Here is a 16255-nt window from a genome sequence, read left to right as displayed (position 1 = left end):
GGCGATGCGGGCGGCCCAGCCCTCCGAGCCATCGGGAACAGCCAGCATGACAGCCATACCCGCATCGCCTGCGCCCAAGCAGCTTCCCACCGACATGGGCGCATTGAAAAGAGGTAAGGCGGCATGATCGAGGCCTTCCTTCAGCCATTCCAGTTCCCTTTCATGCAGAATGCTTTCTGGATTGCGCTGATCGTCGCCCCGCCCTGCGCGCTTCTGTCGTGCTTTCTGGTCCTGAAGGGTTGGGCGCTGATGGGCGATGCGGTCAGCCATGCCGTGCTGCCCGGGATCGTGCTGGCCCATCTGGCCGGCCTGCCGCTGCTGGCGGGGGCCTTTGTCGCCGGCCTCGGCTCGGCACTGCTGACCGGGTTTCTGGCCGATAACAGCCGGGTGAAGCGCGACACGGTGATGGGGGTGGTGTTCTCGTCCATGTTCGCCCTGGGGATCGTGCTGAACACCGCCTTTCCCGGCGAGCTGCACCTGGATCACATCCTGTTCGGCAACATGCTGGGCATCGGGCGCGAGGATCTGATCACCGCCGGGCTGATCTCTGCGCCGGTCACGCTGATGCTGCTGCTTTCATGGCGCGATCTGATGCTGCACGCTTTCGATCCGGCGCAGGCGCAGGTCAGCGGTCTGCCTGTGCGGGCGCTGCATTACGGCCTTCTGGCGGCGCTGTCCCTGACCATCGTGGCGACGCTGTCCTCGGTCGGGCTGATCCTTGCCATCGGCCTGCTGATTGCCCCGGGGGCCATCGGCTTCCTGCTTGCCCGCAGCTTCGGCAGGATGCTGGCGGTCGCCACACTTGCCTGCCTTGCCGCGATGCTGGCGGGAGTCTGGATCAGCTTTTACCTCGATGCCGCCCCGGCACCCACCATCATCCTGATCCTGACTACGATGTTCGGCCTTGCCTTTGCCGGAAAGCGCCTGCGCCGCGCCGTCTGATCCTGCTTTACCCGCGACCGGTCAGCCCTTACCCATGTGGACATGACCCATCTGCCCAGTCCCTGGATCCGGGCTATAGAGCTGAGCCGCGCCTGGATTGACTGCCAGCCATCCCGCCCCAGCCGGGAAAGGCGTGGCGACCCGCGGCCACAGAGGAAGCGCCGCTGATGCCCGCCCCCACGCCTTCGGCCAATGCCGCGATCTGGTTCTCTGCCGATGGATTTGACCCGAAGGCAAGGGGCATCAACGGCCGCCGCGTTGCGGGCGAAGGTTTTCTGCGCGGCTTCTTTGCCCATGGCGCGGTGGACGAGTTCGTAAGCCTTGCCCACCGTGCTGCGGATCATGCTGCCTTTGCCGCAATGGCGGCCGAATGCCGCGTCACCCGGCCCTTGCGCGCCGTTCCCTTGCACCAGCCAAGACAGCTCGCCCCGGTCGATCTGGTCTTTTACCCCTCGCCCCCGCCAACTGTCGAGTTCTGGCGGCGCGCCCCTTACGGCACGGCAGCCTGGGCCCTTTGCGGAATCACCCATACGACGGCCACGGCAACCGTGATGAACCTGGTCTTCGATCTGCGATCGGCGCCGCAGATGCCATGGGATGCCCTGATCTGCACCTCGAACGCGGTTCAGCAGTCGATGCGGACACTGATGGAGCTGGCCGAGGCGCATCTGGCCGATCGCTTCCCCGGGGCCGTCATGCCCGCACGGCCCCTGTTGCCGGTGATCCCGCTGGGCGTGAACTGCGACGATTTCCGCAGGGACGAAGGCAGAGGAAGGGCTCTGCGCGACCGCCTGGGAATCGGTCAGCAGGATGTGGTCGTCGCCACGATCGCGCGGCTGACGCCTGACGAAAAGTTCGATCCCCTGCCGCTGTTTCTGGCGATGGAAATGGCAACCCGCGACATCGCGGCCCGGGGTGGCCGACTGCACCTTGTTCTCTGCGGGTATTTCCGTAACGAGACCTGGCGACCAGCCTTTGCCGAAGCGGCGGCGCGGCTCATGCCATCGGTGGGGTATCACCTGCTGGACGGCACCAGCACGGAAGAGCGACTGGCAACGTTGTCCTGCGCCGACATGTTCGTGTTCCCGATCGACAATGTGCAGGAAACCTTCGGCCTTGCCCCGGTCGAGGCGATGGCCGCCGGCCTGCCGGTCATCGTGTCGGACTGGGACGGGATGAAGGATACCGTAAGCACGGATGCCGGCATCCGTGTGCCTGTCGAGATGCCTGCACCTGCCACGGCGACGCATCTTTCGCTGCGGCATCTGGGTGGCACCGACAGCTATCTGCAGTATGTCGGCCAGATTGCCGCCCTGACCCGGGTCAACGTGACCGCGCTTGCCCGGGCGCTGGTGGTGCTGGGCACCGACAGGGATCTGCGTCTGAAGATGGGGGCAGCCGGTCAGGCCAGGGCCAGAAGACTATACGACTGGCAGGCGGTCATTCCGCAGATCCAGGCGCTGTGGGCCGAACAGGCCGCCATGCTGGCCCATGCCAGGGCAAGGGGCGGACGTCCTGTCGCTGCGATGGATCCTGCCCGGATTCCGGTCGGTCCCGCGCCCGAGGTGATGTTCGCGGCTTATCCGAGCACCCCGCACCCCGCACCCCGATCCCCGGACCCGCCGCCTGCGTGCGGTGGCGTATGGCGATCGTCCGGATGTCGGAGCAACCTTCGCGCTTCGGCGCTATGCGCAAGGCGGGCGCATCATCGAGCGACCGGAAAGGGTGCAGGCGGTTCTCGACGGCTTTGCACAGGCGGGCCCGGATGGCGCCACCCTGGCGGAAATCGCCGCACGGGTGGGCCTTCCCGGCGTTGTCGTGTCCGGTATCAGCCTGTGGCTGCTCAAGTATCACTTTCTGGAAGAGGCCCCATGACCCGACGCATCATCATGATCACCGGTGCCGGCGCTGGCATCGGCCGCGCGACGGCACGACTGTTTCTTGCAGAAGGCTGGGAGGTCGTGTTGCTGGGTCGGCGGACCGAGACGCTGGCCGAAACCGCTGAGGGTCACCCTGCAGCGCGCATCATCGCTTGCGATGTCGGCGACCCCGGGCAGGTCGAGGCCGCCTTTGCCCGGCTTTCGCGGCTAGATGTCCTGTTCAACAACGCCGGGATCTCGGCCGCCGCAGCGCCGATTGACGAGATTCCGGTCGAACGCTGGCTGGACGTGTGCCGCACGAACATCACCGGCATGTTTCTTTGCGCACGAGCGGCCTTCGGCCTGATGCGACGCCAGTCACCCCGCGGCGGGCGGATCATCAACAATGGCTCGATCTCGGCCCATGTGCCGCGCCCCGGCTCGGCGCCATACACCATGTCCAAACACGCGGTCACGGGGCTGACGCGGACACTGGCGCTGGACGGTCGGGCATTCGACATCGCCTGCGCCCAGATCGACATCGGCAATGCGCTGACCGACATGGCCGCACGGTTTGCAAAGGGCGTGCCCCAGGCAGATGGCAGCATCCGGGCCGAGCCGGTGATGGATGTCGAACATGTGGCCCGGATGGTGCTGCACATGGCCAGCCTGCCGCTGGAGGTGAACACACCTTTCGTCACGATCATGGCGCGCGACATGCCCTATCTTGGGCGGGGCTGAGGCGGATCAGTCCTCGGCAGAGAACAGGTTCCGAAGCAGCCGGATCTGGGCCAGAACCTTCGGATCCTGGATCGAATAGTAGATCGTCTTTCCGTCGCGCCGGGTGGTGACAAGACCTTCCAGCCGCAGACGCGCCAGCTGCTGGCTGACCGCGGCCGGTCGTGCGCCCAGAAGTTGTTCCAGTTCGGTCACCGACCTTTCGCCCGACGCGAGGTGGCAGAGGATCATCAGCCGGCCTTCATGACTGAGGGCCTTCAGGAATGCAGCCGCTTTCGAAATCCGGACGGCGATGGATCCTTCGATCTGCGCATCGCGCAGACCGGCTGCCAACAACTCAAGCGCGGCGTCCGTCTCGCGCGCCGATCGATCAAGCGACATGCGGGGATCCCATGCAATACTGATCGGGTACCTTAGCATGTGGTCGGGCCGGGTGCGAGGGCCACTTGCAGCCGCGCAGGCGCGCGGGCAAGGTCTTGCCGAATCTTGTGCCGATCCCCGGGGACGAAAACCTGCACCGGTCAGCACCATCCGTTGAAAGGACGCATCCGATGACCCGCCCGCTTGCCTTTTCTGCGCCCGGCCGTTTCTGGCGCGGCAACCTGCATACGCATTCCACGCGCTCTGATGGCGTGTTGGACCCCGAAGAGGTCTGCCGCCGCTACCGTGCCGAAGGGTATGACTTTCTTGCCCTGACCGACCATTTCATCGGCAGCTACGGCTATCCGATTGTCGATACCGTGCCCTTCCGGACCGAGGGGTTCACCACGATCCTGGGCGCCGAGCTGCATTCCGGGGCGATGAAGAATGGAGAGATCTGGCATATCCTTGCCGTCGGACTGCCGGCAGACTTCGCGCCATCCGACAGCCCGACCTTTCAGCCGATGCCGGGGCAGGAGACAGGCCCCGAGATCGCGGCGCGCGCGGTGGCGGCTGGGGCTTTCGTGGCCATTGCTCATCCCCAGTGGTCGGGGCTGACGCTCGAGGATGCCCGCAGCATCTCCGCCGCTCATGCCGTGGAGATCTACAACCACGGCTGCGCCACGGGCTGCGATCGTCCCGACGGCGCGGCGATTGCCGACCTGCTGCTGACCGAGGGCCGCCGGCTGACCCTGATCGCTACCGACGATGCGCATTTCTCTGAACCCGACCATTTCGGCGGCTGGGTGATGGTCAAGGCCGAGGAGAATACGCCCGAGGCGCTGCTTGCGGCGCTGAAGGCCGGGGCCTTCTATTCAAGCCAGGGGCCGGAACTGCGCGACGTGTATCTGGATGGCGACCACGTGGTGGTGGAATGTTCGGCTGCCGTCTCGGTCGTGGCGATGGGACACGGCACCGGGGCCAAGGCGGTGCATGGTCATTCCATGACCCATGCGCGTGTTCCGTTGGCGCGGCTGAACAAGTCGCCCTGGGTGCGCGTGGCCGTCATAGATGCGGCCGGCAGGCGCGCCTGGTCCAACCCGATCTGGTGCGACTGACCGGCGGACCGGCACGACGTGCCGCCTTGCGGCTGTCATCCGATCGCGTGCAGATAGGCCGCACAGCCGGTCAGGGCGGCATAGTCGTCCTCGACCACGGTGATCGAGAAGTCCTGTTCCAGAAGATCCACCCGGCGCGGTTCGCGGAACTGGGCGCCAAGGCCGAAGCTTGCCATGTGCGGTGTCATCGCGCGGGACATTCCGCCGATCAGGTAGATGCCGCCGTAGGGCAGGTGGATCAGCGCGAGGTCTGCCAACATCTGGGCCAGAATATGAACGTAAAGCCGCGCGGCGTGGATGGCGATCGTATCGCGTTCCTCGGCGGCCTTCAGCACCTCGGCCGAAGTCAGGCTTGCAGGATGGCCTGCGGCATGGGCCGCGAAGGCGTGCAGGTTGGCAAGGCCCCGTCCCGCCAGCACCTCTTCGACCCCGGCATGGGGGGGCTCGCCCGCAGCGCGCAGCTTCGCCTCGATGAAGCGGGCCAGCTGGAAATCCTCTTCCGTGCGCACCGGCATGTTGACATGGCCGCATTCCGAAGGCGGAACCACCCGACCCTGTGGCCCGGGATGAACGGGCGCCGCATTCACTCCGGTGCCAAGCCCCACGACCAGCATCGGGGCGCCCCGCTTGACCGGACCTTCCACCACCCGTCGAAGGTTTTCGGCCCGGATATGTCCCAGCGCCTGACCCTGGGCCTGCAGGTCGTTCAGAATGGCGACTTTGCCCGCACCAGTCGCGGCGGTAAGCTTGGCCCCGTCGATCACCCAGTCGAGGTTCGTCATCGTGGCAACACCATCCTGCACCGGCCCCGCCGCCGCAACGCAGACACCAGAGACCTGAGCGCCTGTCTGATCCAGATAGTCGCGCAAGACGTGGGCAATGTCCTGACCGCGCGCCTGATAGTCGCCATTCGGGAAACGTCGTATCGAGTCGATACGGACCTCTGTCCCCTCGGCCAGGGCAACTCGCGTGTTGGTGCCGCCGATGTCGGCAAGAAGGGAAAGCGTCATTGCTTGGCCTCAGTCGTTGCGCGCCAGGGCGCGGGCGAGGGCGTGATAGGAGGATTTCGGCGTGCGCGCCAGTGTGTCGAAATCGACATGGACCAGGCCGAAGCGCTTTTCGTAGCCCTCGGCCCATTCGTAGTTGTCAAGAAGCGACCAGTAGAAGAAGCCCCTGACATTGGCCCCGTCGGCAATCGCCTGCTTTGTCGCAGCAAGGTGGGTGAAAAGGAAACTCTCGCGTACGTCGTCGTTTACCTGGCCATCTTCAACCACATCGGCGTTTGCCATACCGTTTTCGGTGACATAGATCGGCAGGTCGCCCACATGGTCGCGCGCCAGCCGGATCAGAAAATGGTGCAGGCCCTCAGGATAGATCTCCCAGCCCATCTGCGTGCGGGGCAGTTCTCCGGGAACGTCGCGCAGGCTGGGCCACGGAGTGCCGGGGGCATGGGCGTGCAGGTGGCGGGTGTAATAGTTCACCCCCAGCCAGTCGAGGGGCTGTCCAATCAAGGCCATGTCGTCCTGCCAGTTTTCGGGCATGTGCGGGCCAAGTCCCTTCAGCACATTGGCGGGATAGGTCCGGCGGGTGATGCCTTCGATGAACCATCGGTTGAAGATCGCATCCCAAAGGTCTGATGCGGCTTGGTCTTCCGGGCTGTCTGTCGCCGGGGTCGCATGGTCGAAGTTCAGCACGATGCCAAGGTTCGGCTGGCCCATGCAGCGCAGACGTTCAACGGCCAGGCCATGGGCCAGAAGGATGTGGTGCATCGCGCGGGCGGTGGCACGGATATCGCGCAGGCCCGGCGCATGGACGCCCATGAAATGCGAAAGCCACGCGACGCACCAGGGCTCGTTGATCGTGGCGATGGCGGACACGCGGTCGCCCAGCCGGCGGGTGATGGCTTCTGAAAAATCCGCGAAGCGGTGGCAGGTGTCGCGGTTGGTCCATCCGCCCAGATCGGCAAGTGCCGAGGGCATTTCCCAGTGGTATAGGGTCTGAAACGGTTTCAGGCCCCTGGCCAGCATGCCGTCGACCAGATGATCATAGAAATCAATGCCTTCCGGGTTTACGTTCACCCCATCCGGCATGACCCGTGCCCACGAGGTCGAAAAGCGGTAGCCGTCCAGGTTTGCGGCCTTCAGCAGATCCAGGTCCTCCTCCCAGCGGTGATAATGGTCACAGGCGCGGCTGCCGTCCTCGGCGCGCACGACATTGCCGGGGGTGGCGGCGAAGCTGTCCCAGTGGCAGGGGCCGCAGCCGCCGAAGGCAGAGCCCTCGATCTGGTAGGCGGCGGTGGCGGCCCCGAACACGAAGCCCACGGGAAAGTCGAAACGTGTCAGCATGTCAGGCCTTCGGGGCAGGGCCGGTGGATTGGCCGATGATCAGCTCGGCCTCGAGCAGGCGTTGCTGCGGGCCGGCGTCGGGATGAGCGATGACGTGAAGCAGCATCTCGGCGGCTAGCCGACCGGCCTCGCGCACCGAGGATCGCGTGGCGGTAAAGATCGGCACATCCTCGCCGTTCTTCATGTAGGAAAGGTCGTCGTCATGAATGATGATCGAGATGTCGCGGCCAATCACTAGCCCGGCACCTTCGACGGCCCGGCGGGCACCCATGCCCGAAATCATCGAGGAACAGAGTATCGCCGTTGGCGGACGGGGCAGGGCAAGCATGGCCTGCGAGGCACGGTAGCCGGAGAATTCGGTCATCTCCCCGGAGAACATCAGCGACGGGTCCGGTCCAATGCCGCGCGCGGCCAGCGCATCCAGATATCCGGTGCGACGGCGGATGGCAAAATCCATGAACTCCAACCCGTTGACCAGACCGATGCGGACATGGCCGAGGTCAAGCAGGAATTCGGTCGCACGCTGAAAGGCACGGCGGTTGTTCACGTCAACCCAGTTGTAGGGTTCGGCCGCCCCGGTCGAACGACCATGAACCACGAAGGGCAGACCGATCTCGCGCAGCAACGGGATGCGGGCATCGTTCAGCCTTGGGGCGTGGATGATGACGCCATCCACATTGCCCTTGGATTTCAGGCTGCGGTAGGTGGCCTCCTCATCTTCGTCGGCGACGACAGACAGGATCATGTCATAGTCGTTGCGGCTGTAGATCTCGCCCGCCCCGGCGATGAAATCGGCGAAGACCGGGTTCACGATCTCGTGTCGCGTGGCGATGGGGATGACATGACCCACGGCCATGGCGCGGCCGGTGGCCAGGCGGATCGCCCGGGTGTTCGGGTGGTAATTGTGCCGTTTTGCGGCAGCTATGACGCGCGCGCGTGTGGCCTCGTTGACCTCGGGGTATCCGTTCAGCGCGCGCGACACCGTTGTGGGCGACAGTCCCAGCTTGGTGGCGAGTTCCTTAAGATTCATCGGTTCGCTGGCTCAAAACGGTTTCAACCGCCCGGAAGATAGACGGCTTGAGCAGCAAGCGTCAAAAGGTATCGCCATGGGCCTTTGCCGTTTACGGTTCGGATTCGGCGCACACAACAGGCAGTTTGCGTTGTTTGAAGGCGCTTTGGATTGACTTGCAAGGCGGGATCGGCGAGGGTTGGCTATCCAAAGCGGTTTGAAGCGATTCTGCCGCCCTTGGCACAGCGCCCCGCCAATAGGGCGGGGGAATCGGGAGGACTACAGATGAAATCCGGACTTTACGTCAGCGTCGCCGCGCTGGCGCTGGTTGGCAGCGGCGCGCTTGCGCAGGACCTTGCGTTCCCGGTGGGCGAGGGTGCGTTCAACTGGGCATCCTACGAGGAATTCAAGGCCGCGAACGGCGGCCACGACGGCAAGGAGCTGACGATTGCCGGCCCTTGGCTGGGCCCCGACCAGGAACTGGTGGAATCCATGCTGGCCTATTTCGAGGCCGCCACCGGCGTCGACGTCAAGTATGTCGGCTCGGACAGCTTCGAACAGCAGGTGCGGATCGACGCCGAGGCGGGATCATCGGCCAACATCTCGGTCTTCCCGCAGCCGGGCCTGACCGCGGACCTTGCAAAACTGGGTTTCGTGGCACCCCTGACCGACGCCGATGCCGCATGGCTGCGTGACAACTATGCCGCCGGCCAGTCCTGGGTAGATCTGGCCAGTTTCCCCGGCCCCGACGGAAACCCCGCGCTGTTCGGTTTCTTCTATAAGGTCGATGTGAAGTCTCTGGTCTGGTACAACCCCGAGAACTTCGAGGATGCCGGCTATGAAGTGCCGCAGACCATGGAGGAACTGAAGGCGCTGACCGACCAGATGGTGGCCGATGGCGTAACGCCGTGGTGCATCGGTCTGGGTTCGGGCGGGGCGACCGGCTGGCCGGCGACCGACTGGGTGGAAGACCTGATGCTGCGCACCCAGCCCCCGGCCGATTATGATGCCTGGGTCAGGAACGACCTGAAATTCAACGACCCGAAGGTCGTGGCCGCGATCGAGGAATTCGGCTGGTTCATCGAAGATGGCCGCGTGGCCGGTGGCAAGGGTGCGGTTGCCACCACCGATTTCCGCGACAGCCCGAAAGGCCTGTTCACTTCGCCGCCGCAGTGCATGATGCACCGTCAGGCCAGCTTCATCCCCTCGTTCTTCCCTGAAGGCGTGAAGATGGGTGTGGATGCCGATTTCTTCTACTTCCCGGCCTATGCCGAAAAGGATCTCGGCAAGCCGGTGCTGGGCGCGGGCACGCTGTTCGGCATCACCAAGGACAGCCCCGAGGCGCGCCTCTTCATCGAATGGCTGAAGACCCCGATCGCGCACGAGGTCTGGATGGCCAAGTCGGGCTTCCTGACCCCGCACAAAGGCGTAAATGTCGATCTCTACGGCGACGCGACACTGAAGAAGATGGGCGAGATCCTGCTGGGCGCCGACACCTTCCGCTTTGATGGGTCGGACCTTATGCCGGGCGGCGTGGGCGCCGGCGCATTCTGGACCGGGATGGTGGATTTTGCCGGCGGCAAGTCGGCCCAGGCAGTGGCCGACGCGATCCAGGCTGCCTGGGACGGGCTAAAGTAAGCGTGCGCATGCCGGCAGTATGAGTGTCCCCGGGCGTTCCACAGGAGCGCCCGGATTACCGTCCGGGCCTGCTGAAGGGCGGCCTCAACAGCAGAGCCGGGCCAGCCGGTCGCATCGGGGAAACGTTTCGGGGGAGGATCAGCGGAATGCATCCGGCGCTTCAGGGCCTGATCACGATCGTCGTCGGCGTCGGCGGCTGCGTGGCCTACTACTATTTCTCGAACCTCTTCCTCGACAAGGTGCTGTTCCCGGCGCGGGGTCCGCAGGCGGGGCGCAACATCAACCGGGCCAACATGATCCGGCCCTGGCTGTTCCTGGCACCTGCACTGATCGCGCTTGGTCTGTATTTGGCCTATCCGGTCTTTGCCACGCTGCACCTTTCGCTGACCCAGCGCGTGACCGGGGGCGGATACGATTTCGTGGGGCTGGACAACTATGCGAAGATGGGCGCCGAGCCCAAGTTCTGGGAAGCCCTGCAGAACAACATGCTCTGGCTGATCGTGGTGCCTGCGGCCTCGACCGCCTTCGGGCTTCTGGCGGCGCAGCTTTCGGACCGGATCAGGTGGGGCAACATCGCCAAGTCGCTGATCTTCATGCCGATGGCCATTTCCTTCGTCGGCGCCGCTGTGATCTGGAAGCTGGTGTATGACACCCGGCCCGAGGGGCAGGATCAGATCGGGGTGATGAATGCGGTCTGGCTGGCCTTCGAGGAAGGCAGCATCTGGTCCTTCGTCTTTTTCAAGGCGGTGCCCGTGCTTCTGGTGGCAGGTTTCGCGCTGGCCGTGGTCTGGATCGCCTGGGTTCTGGCAAGACCTGCGGTGCGGCGCAGCGGTCCGGTGTCCACCGGAAGAACCGTCGCTGCGGCGCTTGGTGCGCTGGTGGCGCTGTGGCTTGCCTATGAATCGCTGCGCGGCATCATCGGGATCGCGATGGCCGACCTGCCCTATGGCCAGCCCCAGACCTGGCTGACCATGCCGTTCTGGAACAACTTCTTCCTGATGGCGGTGCTGGTCTGGATCCAGACTGGCTTTGCCATGGTAATCCTGTCGGCCGCTCTGCGCGGTGTACCGGAGGACTCGATCGAGGCCGCCATCGTCGATGGGGCGAACCCGTTCCAGATCTTCTTCCAGATCAAGGTGCCGCAGATCATGGGCACCATCGTCGTGGTCTGGACCACGATCACCATCGTCGTGCTGAAGGTCTTCGACATCGTCTATGCGATGACCAACGGCCAATGGCAGACGCAGGTTCTGGCAAACTACATGTACGACAAGCTGTTCCGGGCGAACGACTGGGGCGTGGGCTCGGCTGCCGCGATGGTCATCATGCTTCTGGTGACGCCGATCCTTGTGTGGAACGTCTACAACGCCCGCAAGGAGATGCGCTGATGACCCGCGACCGGAGGGGAACAAATCATGGATAACATTGTCGGCAAGAAATCCGGGCTGACCTGGGCGGTGCATATCTCGATGGCGCTTCTGGTGGCGCTGTGGCTGTTCCCGACAGTGGGCCTTTTCGTGTCGTCGTTCCGAACGGCCGACCAGATCGCAACGTCCGGCTGGTGGTCATCTCTGGCCACCCAGGAACGGCAGAACCCGGCGATCCGCATCGAGGGCGATGTCGTCGAGGCGGACGGCCAATTCACGATCTCGGGCAACCTGTTCGGCCGACATGGTGTGACGGTCAGCGCCTGGGGCACCAACAGCCGCGAGCCCCAGGCCTATGCACCGGGCCAGACCGTGGATCTCGGCGACGGGCAAAGACTCACCGTGCAGGAGAACGGCGATTTCGTCCTGAGCTCGGCCACCGATTTCGGCGACCAGCGTCTGCCGCGGGTATTCACCACGGCCACCACCCCGCCCGAATTCACGCTGGACAACTATCGAGCGATCCTTTTCGATCCGAAGAACGTGGACGGGATGGCCAAGGCCTTCTTCAACACGCTAACCGTTACAATTCCCGCAACGATCATCCCGATCCTGGTGGCAGCCTTTGCAGCCTATGCGCTGGCCTGGATGGATTTTCCTGGCAGGGCTCTGCTGATCGCGGCCATCGTGGGCCTTCTTGTGGTGCCCCTGCAACTGGCGCTGATCCCGCTGTTGAAGCTGCACAACGACGTCGGCATCGGGAAAAGCTATCTGGGCGTCTGGCTTGCCCATACCGGGTTCGGCCTGCCGCTGGCCATCTATCTGCTCAGGAACTACATGGTCGGCCTGCCGCGCGACATCATCGAGAATGCCAAGGTCGATGGGGCGACGGATTTCCAGATCTTCACCAGGATCGTGCTGCCTCTGTCCTTCCCGGCGCTGGCGTCTTTCGCGATCTTCCAGTTCCTCTGGACCTGGAACGACCTGCTGGTGGCGCTGGTGTTCCTGCTGGATGCCAGCGGCGAGACGACGGTCATGACCAAGCAGATCGTCGAACTGATGGGCACCCGCGGCGGCAACTGGGAGATCCTGGCAACCGCGGCCTTCGTGTCGATCGCGGTGCCGCTTCTCGTCTTCTTCCTGATGCAGCGCTATCTGGTGCGCGGCCTGTTGACGGGGTCGGTGAAGTGAGCCTTATGGAACGCGAGGGACGCAAGGTGCTGGCGGCTGACCCGGAATGGTGGCGTGGCGCGGTGATCTACCAGATCTATCCGCGCAGCTTTCAGGATTCGAACGGTGACGGGGTGGGGGATCTGGCCGGGATAACCCGGCGTCTCGACCATGTCGCGCGCCTCGGCGCCGACGCGATCTGGATCAGTCCGTTCTTCACCAGCCCGATGAAGGACTTCGGTTATGACGTCAGCGACTATTGCGACGTCGATCCGATGTTCGGCACCCTGGTAGACTTCGATGCGCTGGTGGCGCGCGCCCACGACCTGGGCCTGCGGGTGATGATCGACCTGGTGCTCAGCCACACCAGCGACCAGCACCCCTGGTTCAGGGAAAGCCGCAAGGATCGTACCAACCCGAAGGCAGACTGGTATGTCTGGGCCGATCCTAAACCCGATGGCACGCCGCCCAACAACTGGCTGTCAATCTTTGGCGGCAGCGCCTGGGAATGGGACAGCCGGCGCGAGCAGTATTACCTGCACAACTTCCTGACCTCGCAGCCTGACCTGAACTTTCACCACGCCCCGGTTCAGGAAGCGCTTCTGGACGTGGCGCGCTTCTGGCTGAAGCGGGGGGTCGATGGCTTCCGGCTGGACACGATCAACTTCTATGTTCACGACAAGTATCTGCGCGACAACCCGCCCCTGCCGAAGGAGCTGCGCAACGACAGCATCGCGCCCGGCGTGAACCCCTACAATCACCAGCTGCACCTTTTCGACAAGAACCAGCCGGAAAACCTTGATTTCCTGAGGAAGTTCCGCGCCGTGCTGAACCCCTGGAATGCCGCCGCCGTGGGCGAGGTGGGCGATGCCCAGCGGGGGCTTGAGATCATGGCCGAATACACCTCGGGCGGCGACAAGGTGCAGATGTGCTATCCGTTCGAGATGCTGCAACCCAAGCGGCTGACGGCTGCCCTGCTGGAGGAGACCTTCGCCCGGATGCGGGCGGCGGCGCCCGATGCCTGGCCGTGCTGGTCCTATTCCAATCACGACACGGTGCGCCACATCACCCGCTGGGGGCTGACGGCAGCGGCAGCCAAGTCCTACGCCACGCTTCTGGCGTGCCTGCGCGGCTCGATCTGCCTTTATCAGGGGGAAGAGCTGGGCCTGCCCGAAGCCGAGCTGAGCCTCGAGGAGTTGCGCGATCCCTACGGCATCCAGTTCTGGCCGGAGTTCAAGGGCCGCGACGGGGCAAGAACACCGATGGTCTGGGTGACCGACAATGCGAACGGCGGGTTTTCAGACGCCACGCCGTGGCTACCGGTGAAGCCACCGCATCTGCCCCTGTCGGTCGCTGCGCAGGAAGGCGATGCTGGCTCCATCCTGTCGCATTACCGCGCCGTGCTGGCCTTTCGTCGGGCGCATCCAGTTCTGCGGACGGGCACGATGGAGGATATTGCCGCCCAGGGCGATGTGGTCAGCTTCCGGCGCCGGGGCGAGGAAGAGATCTTCTGCGCCGTCAATCTGGGTGACAGGCTGGCCGAGGTCAGGATGCCCGAGGGAAACTGGGAAACGGTCGGAACGGAACTTGGCAGCCAGGCGGCGACGGGCGGGCGCGTGGCGCTGGGGCCCTGGGGCGTCTGTCTGGCCAAGCGGGCCTGAGGGGAGGGGCTTATGGCTGAACTGGTCTTGAAGAACGTCGAAAAGGCCTACGGCGAGGTCAAGGTGTTGAAGGACATCGACCTCGACATCAAGACGGGCGAGCTGATCGTCTTCGTCGGCCCCTCGGGCTGCGGGAAATCGACGCTGTTGCGCATGATCGCGGGGCTGGAGAGGATCACCGGCGGCGATTTCAGCATTGACGGGGTGCGAATGAACGACGTGCCGCCGGCGCAGCGCGGCATTGCCATGGTGTTCCAGAGCTATGCGCTGTATCCGCACATGACGGTGCGCGACAACATGAGCTTTGCGCTGAAACTGGCGAAGAAATCGCCGCAGGAAATTGCCGCGGCGGTGGAAAAGGCCGCGCGCATCCTGCAACTGACACCCTATCTTGATCGTCTGCCCAAGGCCCTGTCGGGTGGGCAGCGGCAGCGGGTCGCAATCGGGCGGTCGATCGTGCGCGATCCGAAGGTCTATCTTTTTGACGAGCCCCTGTCGAACCTCGACGCGGCCTTGCGGGTGGCCACCCGGATCGAGATTGCCCAGCTGAAGGAGGCAATGCCGAATTCGACGATGATCTACGTCACCCACGACCAGGTAGAGGCGATGACGCTTGCCAGCCGGATCGTCGTGCTGGCGGGCGGGGGGATTTCGCAGGTAGGCACGCCGCTGGAACTGTATGAAAAGCCCGAGAACGAATTTGTCGCCCAGTTCATCGGCAGTCCCTCGATGAACCTTCTGCCCGGCGAGGTGGTGGCAACTGGTGCCGAGACGATGATCCGCCTCGACAACGGCGGCATGGCGAGATCGGCGGTGCCGACGCAGGCCGCTGACATGGGTTTGCGGGTCAAGGTCGGCGTCCGGCCGGAGGACTTCCACGAGACAGATGGCGACGCGATCTTCACCGGCGAAGTCGAGATTACCGAGGCCCTGGGCGAGGTTACGTTGCTTTATTTCAAGCGGCAGGGCGACGCGCCGCAGGTGGTGGCCAAGCTTCCGGGCATCCGGTCAGGACTGCGCTATCAGATGGTGAAGCTGACCGCCGAACCCAGGAAGGTTCACCTGTTCGCCAACGGCAAGTCGCTGCTTTACCGCTGAGCCGGTACCATCGACCCCGGACAGAGCGGGCGATCGGCGATCTTGCGGGCGGCCTGTCCGGTCTTGCGTGGCGCGGGTAGGGCGGGCAGGGTGCGCGCAGACATGGGGGGGGAGATGGTCACGGTGACGGATGAAATGGTCGAGGCCTACCAGCGCGACGGGGTCGTTCTGGTCAGGGGGCTCTGGGCCGACTGGGTAGAGATGCTGCGTGCTGGCGTTGCGCGGAACATGGCTGCTCCGACGCAGCAGATGGCGACGCTGAAGCCGGGCGAACCGGGGTATTTCTTCGACGACTACTGCAACTGGCAGCGCATTCCGGAATTTGCCGCGGTGATCCGGCAGTCGGCCTTGGCCGATGTCGCGGCGCGGCTGATGCAGTCGGAGAGGGTGCAGTTGTTCCATGATCACGTTCTGGTCAAGGAACCCGGCACGACCAAGCCCACGCCATGGCACACTGACGGGCCGTATTACTTTGTCGAGGGCAGGCAGACCGTCAGCTTCTGGTCGCCGCTTGACCCGGTGAAGGATGCAGCCTTGCGTTGCGTGGTGGGCTCTCATCTGTGGGAAAAGGATGTGCTGCCGACGCGGTGGGTCAGCGAGACCGACTTCTACCCGGGCGAGAATGACTATCTGCCGGTGCCGGACCCCGAGGCCGAGGGAATGAAGATCGTGGAATGGGAGATGGAGCCCGGCGACGCCGTGGCCTTCAACTTCCGCACCCTGCACGGGGCGCGCGGCAACATCACGACGAACCGGCGGCGGGCGTTTTCCCTGCGCCTGGTGGGAGAGGACGCACGCTATGTCGAAAGGCCCGGCCCGACCTCGCCGCCCTTTCCCGGGCACGGCATGCGACCTGGCCAGCGGCTGCGCGAGGACTGGTTCCCGGTTCTGCGCGGCTGAGACGACGGAACGCTTTCGGCCGTCCTGCCCCGACGCTGGCTTTGGCCGGA

14 protein-coding genes and 1 pseudogene are annotated in these 16255 nt (G+C 64.4%); 10 read left to right on the top strand and 5 right to left on the bottom strand.

Annotated elements, in window-relative coordinates; all coding sequences use genetic code 11:
• Positions 1 to 270, bottom strand: a 270-nt coding sequence (locus EYB42_RS17580; RefSeq protein ID WP_240784013.1) for a hypothetical protein, incomplete at its 3' end; no start/stop codon positions are given.
• Here EYB42_RS17580 and EYB42_RS06985 point away from each other — a divergent pair.
• The 3 genes and pseudogenes from EYB42_RS06985 to EYB42_RS17570 all read left to right on the top strand — a co-directional run bounded on the left by EYB42_RS06985 (position 163) and on the right by EYB42_RS17570 (position 3542).
• Entirely contained in the window at positions 163 to 942 is a 780-nt protein-coding gene (locus EYB42_RS06985; protein ID WP_240784011.1) for a metal ABC transporter permease, read from the top strand. The two genes, EYB42_RS17580 and EYB42_RS06985, sit on opposite strands and share 108 nt — an antisense overlap.
• A 167-nt stretch (positions 943 to 1109) precedes the next feature.
• Positions 1110 to 2156: pseudogene (locus tag EYB42_RS17775) on the top strand (glycosyltransferase family 4 protein); the annotation flags it as partial.
• Positions 2157 to 2813: 657 nt separating this feature from the next.
• Positions 2814 to 3542 (top strand): SDR family oxidoreductase, encoded by a 729-nt coding sequence (locus EYB42_RS17570; protein WP_240784009.1) that lies wholly within the window; start codon positions 2814 to 2816, stop codon positions 3540 to 3542.
• Between the two features lie 6 nt (positions 3543 to 3548).
• Here the strand turns inward: EYB42_RS17570 and EYB42_RS06975 are convergent, their stop codons facing one another.
• Complete coding sequence (locus EYB42_RS06975) at positions 3549 to 3920, bottom strand: ArsR/SmtB family transcription factor (RefSeq protein WP_135449144.1); 372 nt, start codon at positions 3918 to 3920, stop codon at positions 3549 to 3551.
• 170 nt (positions 3921 to 4090) lie between these two features.
• Here EYB42_RS06975 and EYB42_RS06970 point away from each other — a divergent pair, with 170 nt between their 5' ends.
• Positions 4091 to 5017: a PHP domain-containing protein gene (locus EYB42_RS06970; RefSeq protein WP_135449143.1), complete on the top strand. Its 927-nt coding sequence runs from the start codon at positions 4091 to 4093 to the stop codon at positions 5015 to 5017.
• 35 nt (positions 5018 to 5052) lie between these two features.
• Here EYB42_RS06970 and EYB42_RS06965 read toward each other — a convergent pair whose 3' ends face one another.
• Genes EYB42_RS06965 through EYB42_RS06955 form a run of 3 tightly spaced genes read right to left on the bottom strand, consistent with a single transcriptional unit; the run spans position 5053 to position 8392 of the window.
• Positions 5053 to 6027 carry a glucokinase gene (locus EYB42_RS06965; RefSeq protein WP_135449142.1) on the bottom strand — a complete coding sequence of 325 codons (975 nt, stop codon included), beginning with the start codon at positions 6025 to 6027 and terminating at the stop codon, positions 5053 to 5055.
• A gap of 9 nt (positions 6028 to 6036) precedes the next feature.
• Positions 6037 to 7362, bottom strand: a complete 1326-nt coding sequence (locus EYB42_RS06960; RefSeq protein WP_135449141.1) for a GH1 family beta-glucosidase — start codon at positions 7360 to 7362, stop codon at positions 6037 to 6039.
• 1 nt (position 7363) lies between these two features.
• A complete protein-coding gene (locus EYB42_RS06955) occupies positions 7364 to 8392 on the bottom strand; it encodes a LacI family DNA-binding transcriptional regulator (protein WP_135449140.1) in 1029 nt (342 codons plus the stop codon).
• Positions 8393 to 8656: 264 nt separating this feature from the next.
• On the opposite strand from EYB42_RS06955, the gene EYB42_RS06950 reads away from it, so the two are divergent.
• The 6 genes from EYB42_RS06950 (at position 8657) to EYB42_RS06925 (ending at position 16205) form a co-directional block, all read left to right on the top strand.
• Positions 8657 to 10009: an ABC transporter substrate-binding protein gene (locus EYB42_RS06950; protein WP_135449139.1), complete on the top strand. Its 1353-nt coding sequence runs from the start codon at positions 8657 to 8659 to the stop codon at positions 10007 to 10009.
• A 146-nt stretch (positions 10010 to 10155) separates the two neighbouring features.
• Entirely contained in the window at positions 10156 to 11397 is a 1242-nt protein-coding gene (locus EYB42_RS06945; protein ID WP_135449138.1) for a carbohydrate ABC transporter permease, read from the top strand.
• A 27-nt stretch (positions 11398 to 11424) separates the two neighbouring features.
• Positions 11425 to 12567: a carbohydrate ABC transporter permease gene (locus EYB42_RS06940; RefSeq protein ID WP_135449137.1), complete on the top strand. Its 1143-nt coding sequence runs from the start codon at positions 11425 to 11427 to the stop codon at positions 12565 to 12567.
• A gap of 5 nt (positions 12568 to 12572) precedes the next feature.
• Complete coding sequence (locus EYB42_RS06935) at positions 12573 to 14207, top strand: alpha-amylase family glycosyl hydrolase (RefSeq protein ID WP_135449158.1); 1635 nt, start codon at positions 12573 to 12575, stop codon at positions 14205 to 14207.
• Positions 14208 to 14219: 12 nt separating this feature from the next.
• Entirely contained in the window at positions 14220 to 15305 is a 1086-nt protein-coding gene (locus EYB42_RS06930) for an ABC transporter ATP-binding protein (protein WP_135449136.1), read from the top strand.
• Positions 15306 to 15419: 114 nt separating this feature from the next.
• Positions 15420 to 16205 carry a phytanoyl-CoA dioxygenase family protein gene (locus EYB42_RS06925; RefSeq protein WP_135449135.1) on the top strand — a complete coding sequence of 262 codons (786 nt, stop codon included), beginning with the start codon at positions 15420 to 15422 and terminating at the stop codon, positions 16203 to 16205.
• The last annotated feature ends 50 nt before the right edge of the window (positions 16206 to 16255 follow it).

This window comes from Tabrizicola caldifontis, assembly GCF_004762095.1.
GTDB classification, from domain to species: Bacteria; Pseudomonadota; Alphaproteobacteria; order Rhodobacterales; family Rhodobacteraceae; genus Tabrizicola; species Tabrizicola caldifontis.
Note: the sequence above shows the minus strand (reverse complement) of the source record. Positions and strands in the feature narration are given on the sequence as shown.

What these genes read in the sequence shown, in the direction of transcription:
- EYB42_RS06970 (WP_135449143.1), top strand. Translation starts at nt 4,091, where the DNA reads ATGACCCGCCCGCTTGCCTTTTCTGCGCCCGGCCGTTTCTGGCGCGGC.
- EYB42_RS06925 (WP_135449135.1), top strand. Translation starts at nt 15,420, where the DNA reads ATGGTCACGGTGACGGATGAAATGGTCGAGGCCTACCAGCGCGACGGG.
- EYB42_RS06975 (WP_135449144.1), bottom strand. Translation starts at nt 3,920, where the DNA reads ATGTCGCTTGATCGATCGGCGCGCGAGACGGACGCCGCGCTTGAGTTG.
- EYB42_RS06930 (WP_135449136.1), top strand. Translation starts at nt 14,220, where the DNA reads ATGGCTGAACTGGTCTTGAAGAACGTCGAAAAGGCCTACGGCGAGGTC.
- EYB42_RS06945 (WP_135449138.1), top strand. Translation starts at nt 10,156, where the DNA reads ATGCATCCGGCGCTTCAGGGCCTGATCACGATCGTCGTCGGCGTCGGC.
- EYB42_RS06940 (WP_135449137.1), top strand. Translation starts at nt 11,425, where the DNA reads ATGGATAACATTGTCGGCAAGAAATCCGGGCTGACCTGGGCGGTGCAT.
- EYB42_RS06985 (WP_240784011.1), top strand. Translation starts at nt 163, where the DNA reads ATGCAGAATGCTTTCTGGATTGCGCTGATCGTCGCCCCGCCCTGCGCG.
- EYB42_RS17570 (WP_240784009.1), top strand. Translation starts at nt 2,814, where the DNA reads ATGACCCGACGCATCATCATGATCACCGGTGCCGGCGCTGGCATCGGC.
- EYB42_RS06960 (WP_135449141.1), bottom strand. Translation starts at nt 7,362, where the DNA reads ATGCTGACACGTTTCGACTTTCCCGTGGGCTTCGTGTTCGGGGCCGCC.
- EYB42_RS06965 (WP_135449142.1), bottom strand. Translation starts at nt 6,027, where the DNA reads ATGACGCTTTCCCTTCTTGCCGACATCGGCGGCACCAACACGCGAGTT.
- EYB42_RS06950 (WP_135449139.1), top strand. Translation starts at nt 8,657, where the DNA reads ATGAAATCCGGACTTTACGTCAGCGTCGCCGCGCTGGCGCTGGTTGGC.
- EYB42_RS06935 (WP_135449158.1), top strand. Translation starts at nt 12,573, where the DNA reads ATGGAACGCGAGGGACGCAAGGTGCTGGCGGCTGACCCGGAATGGTGG.
- EYB42_RS06955 (WP_135449140.1), bottom strand. Translation starts at nt 8,392, where the DNA reads ATGAATCTTAAGGAACTCGCCACCAAGCTGGGACTGTCGCCCACAACG.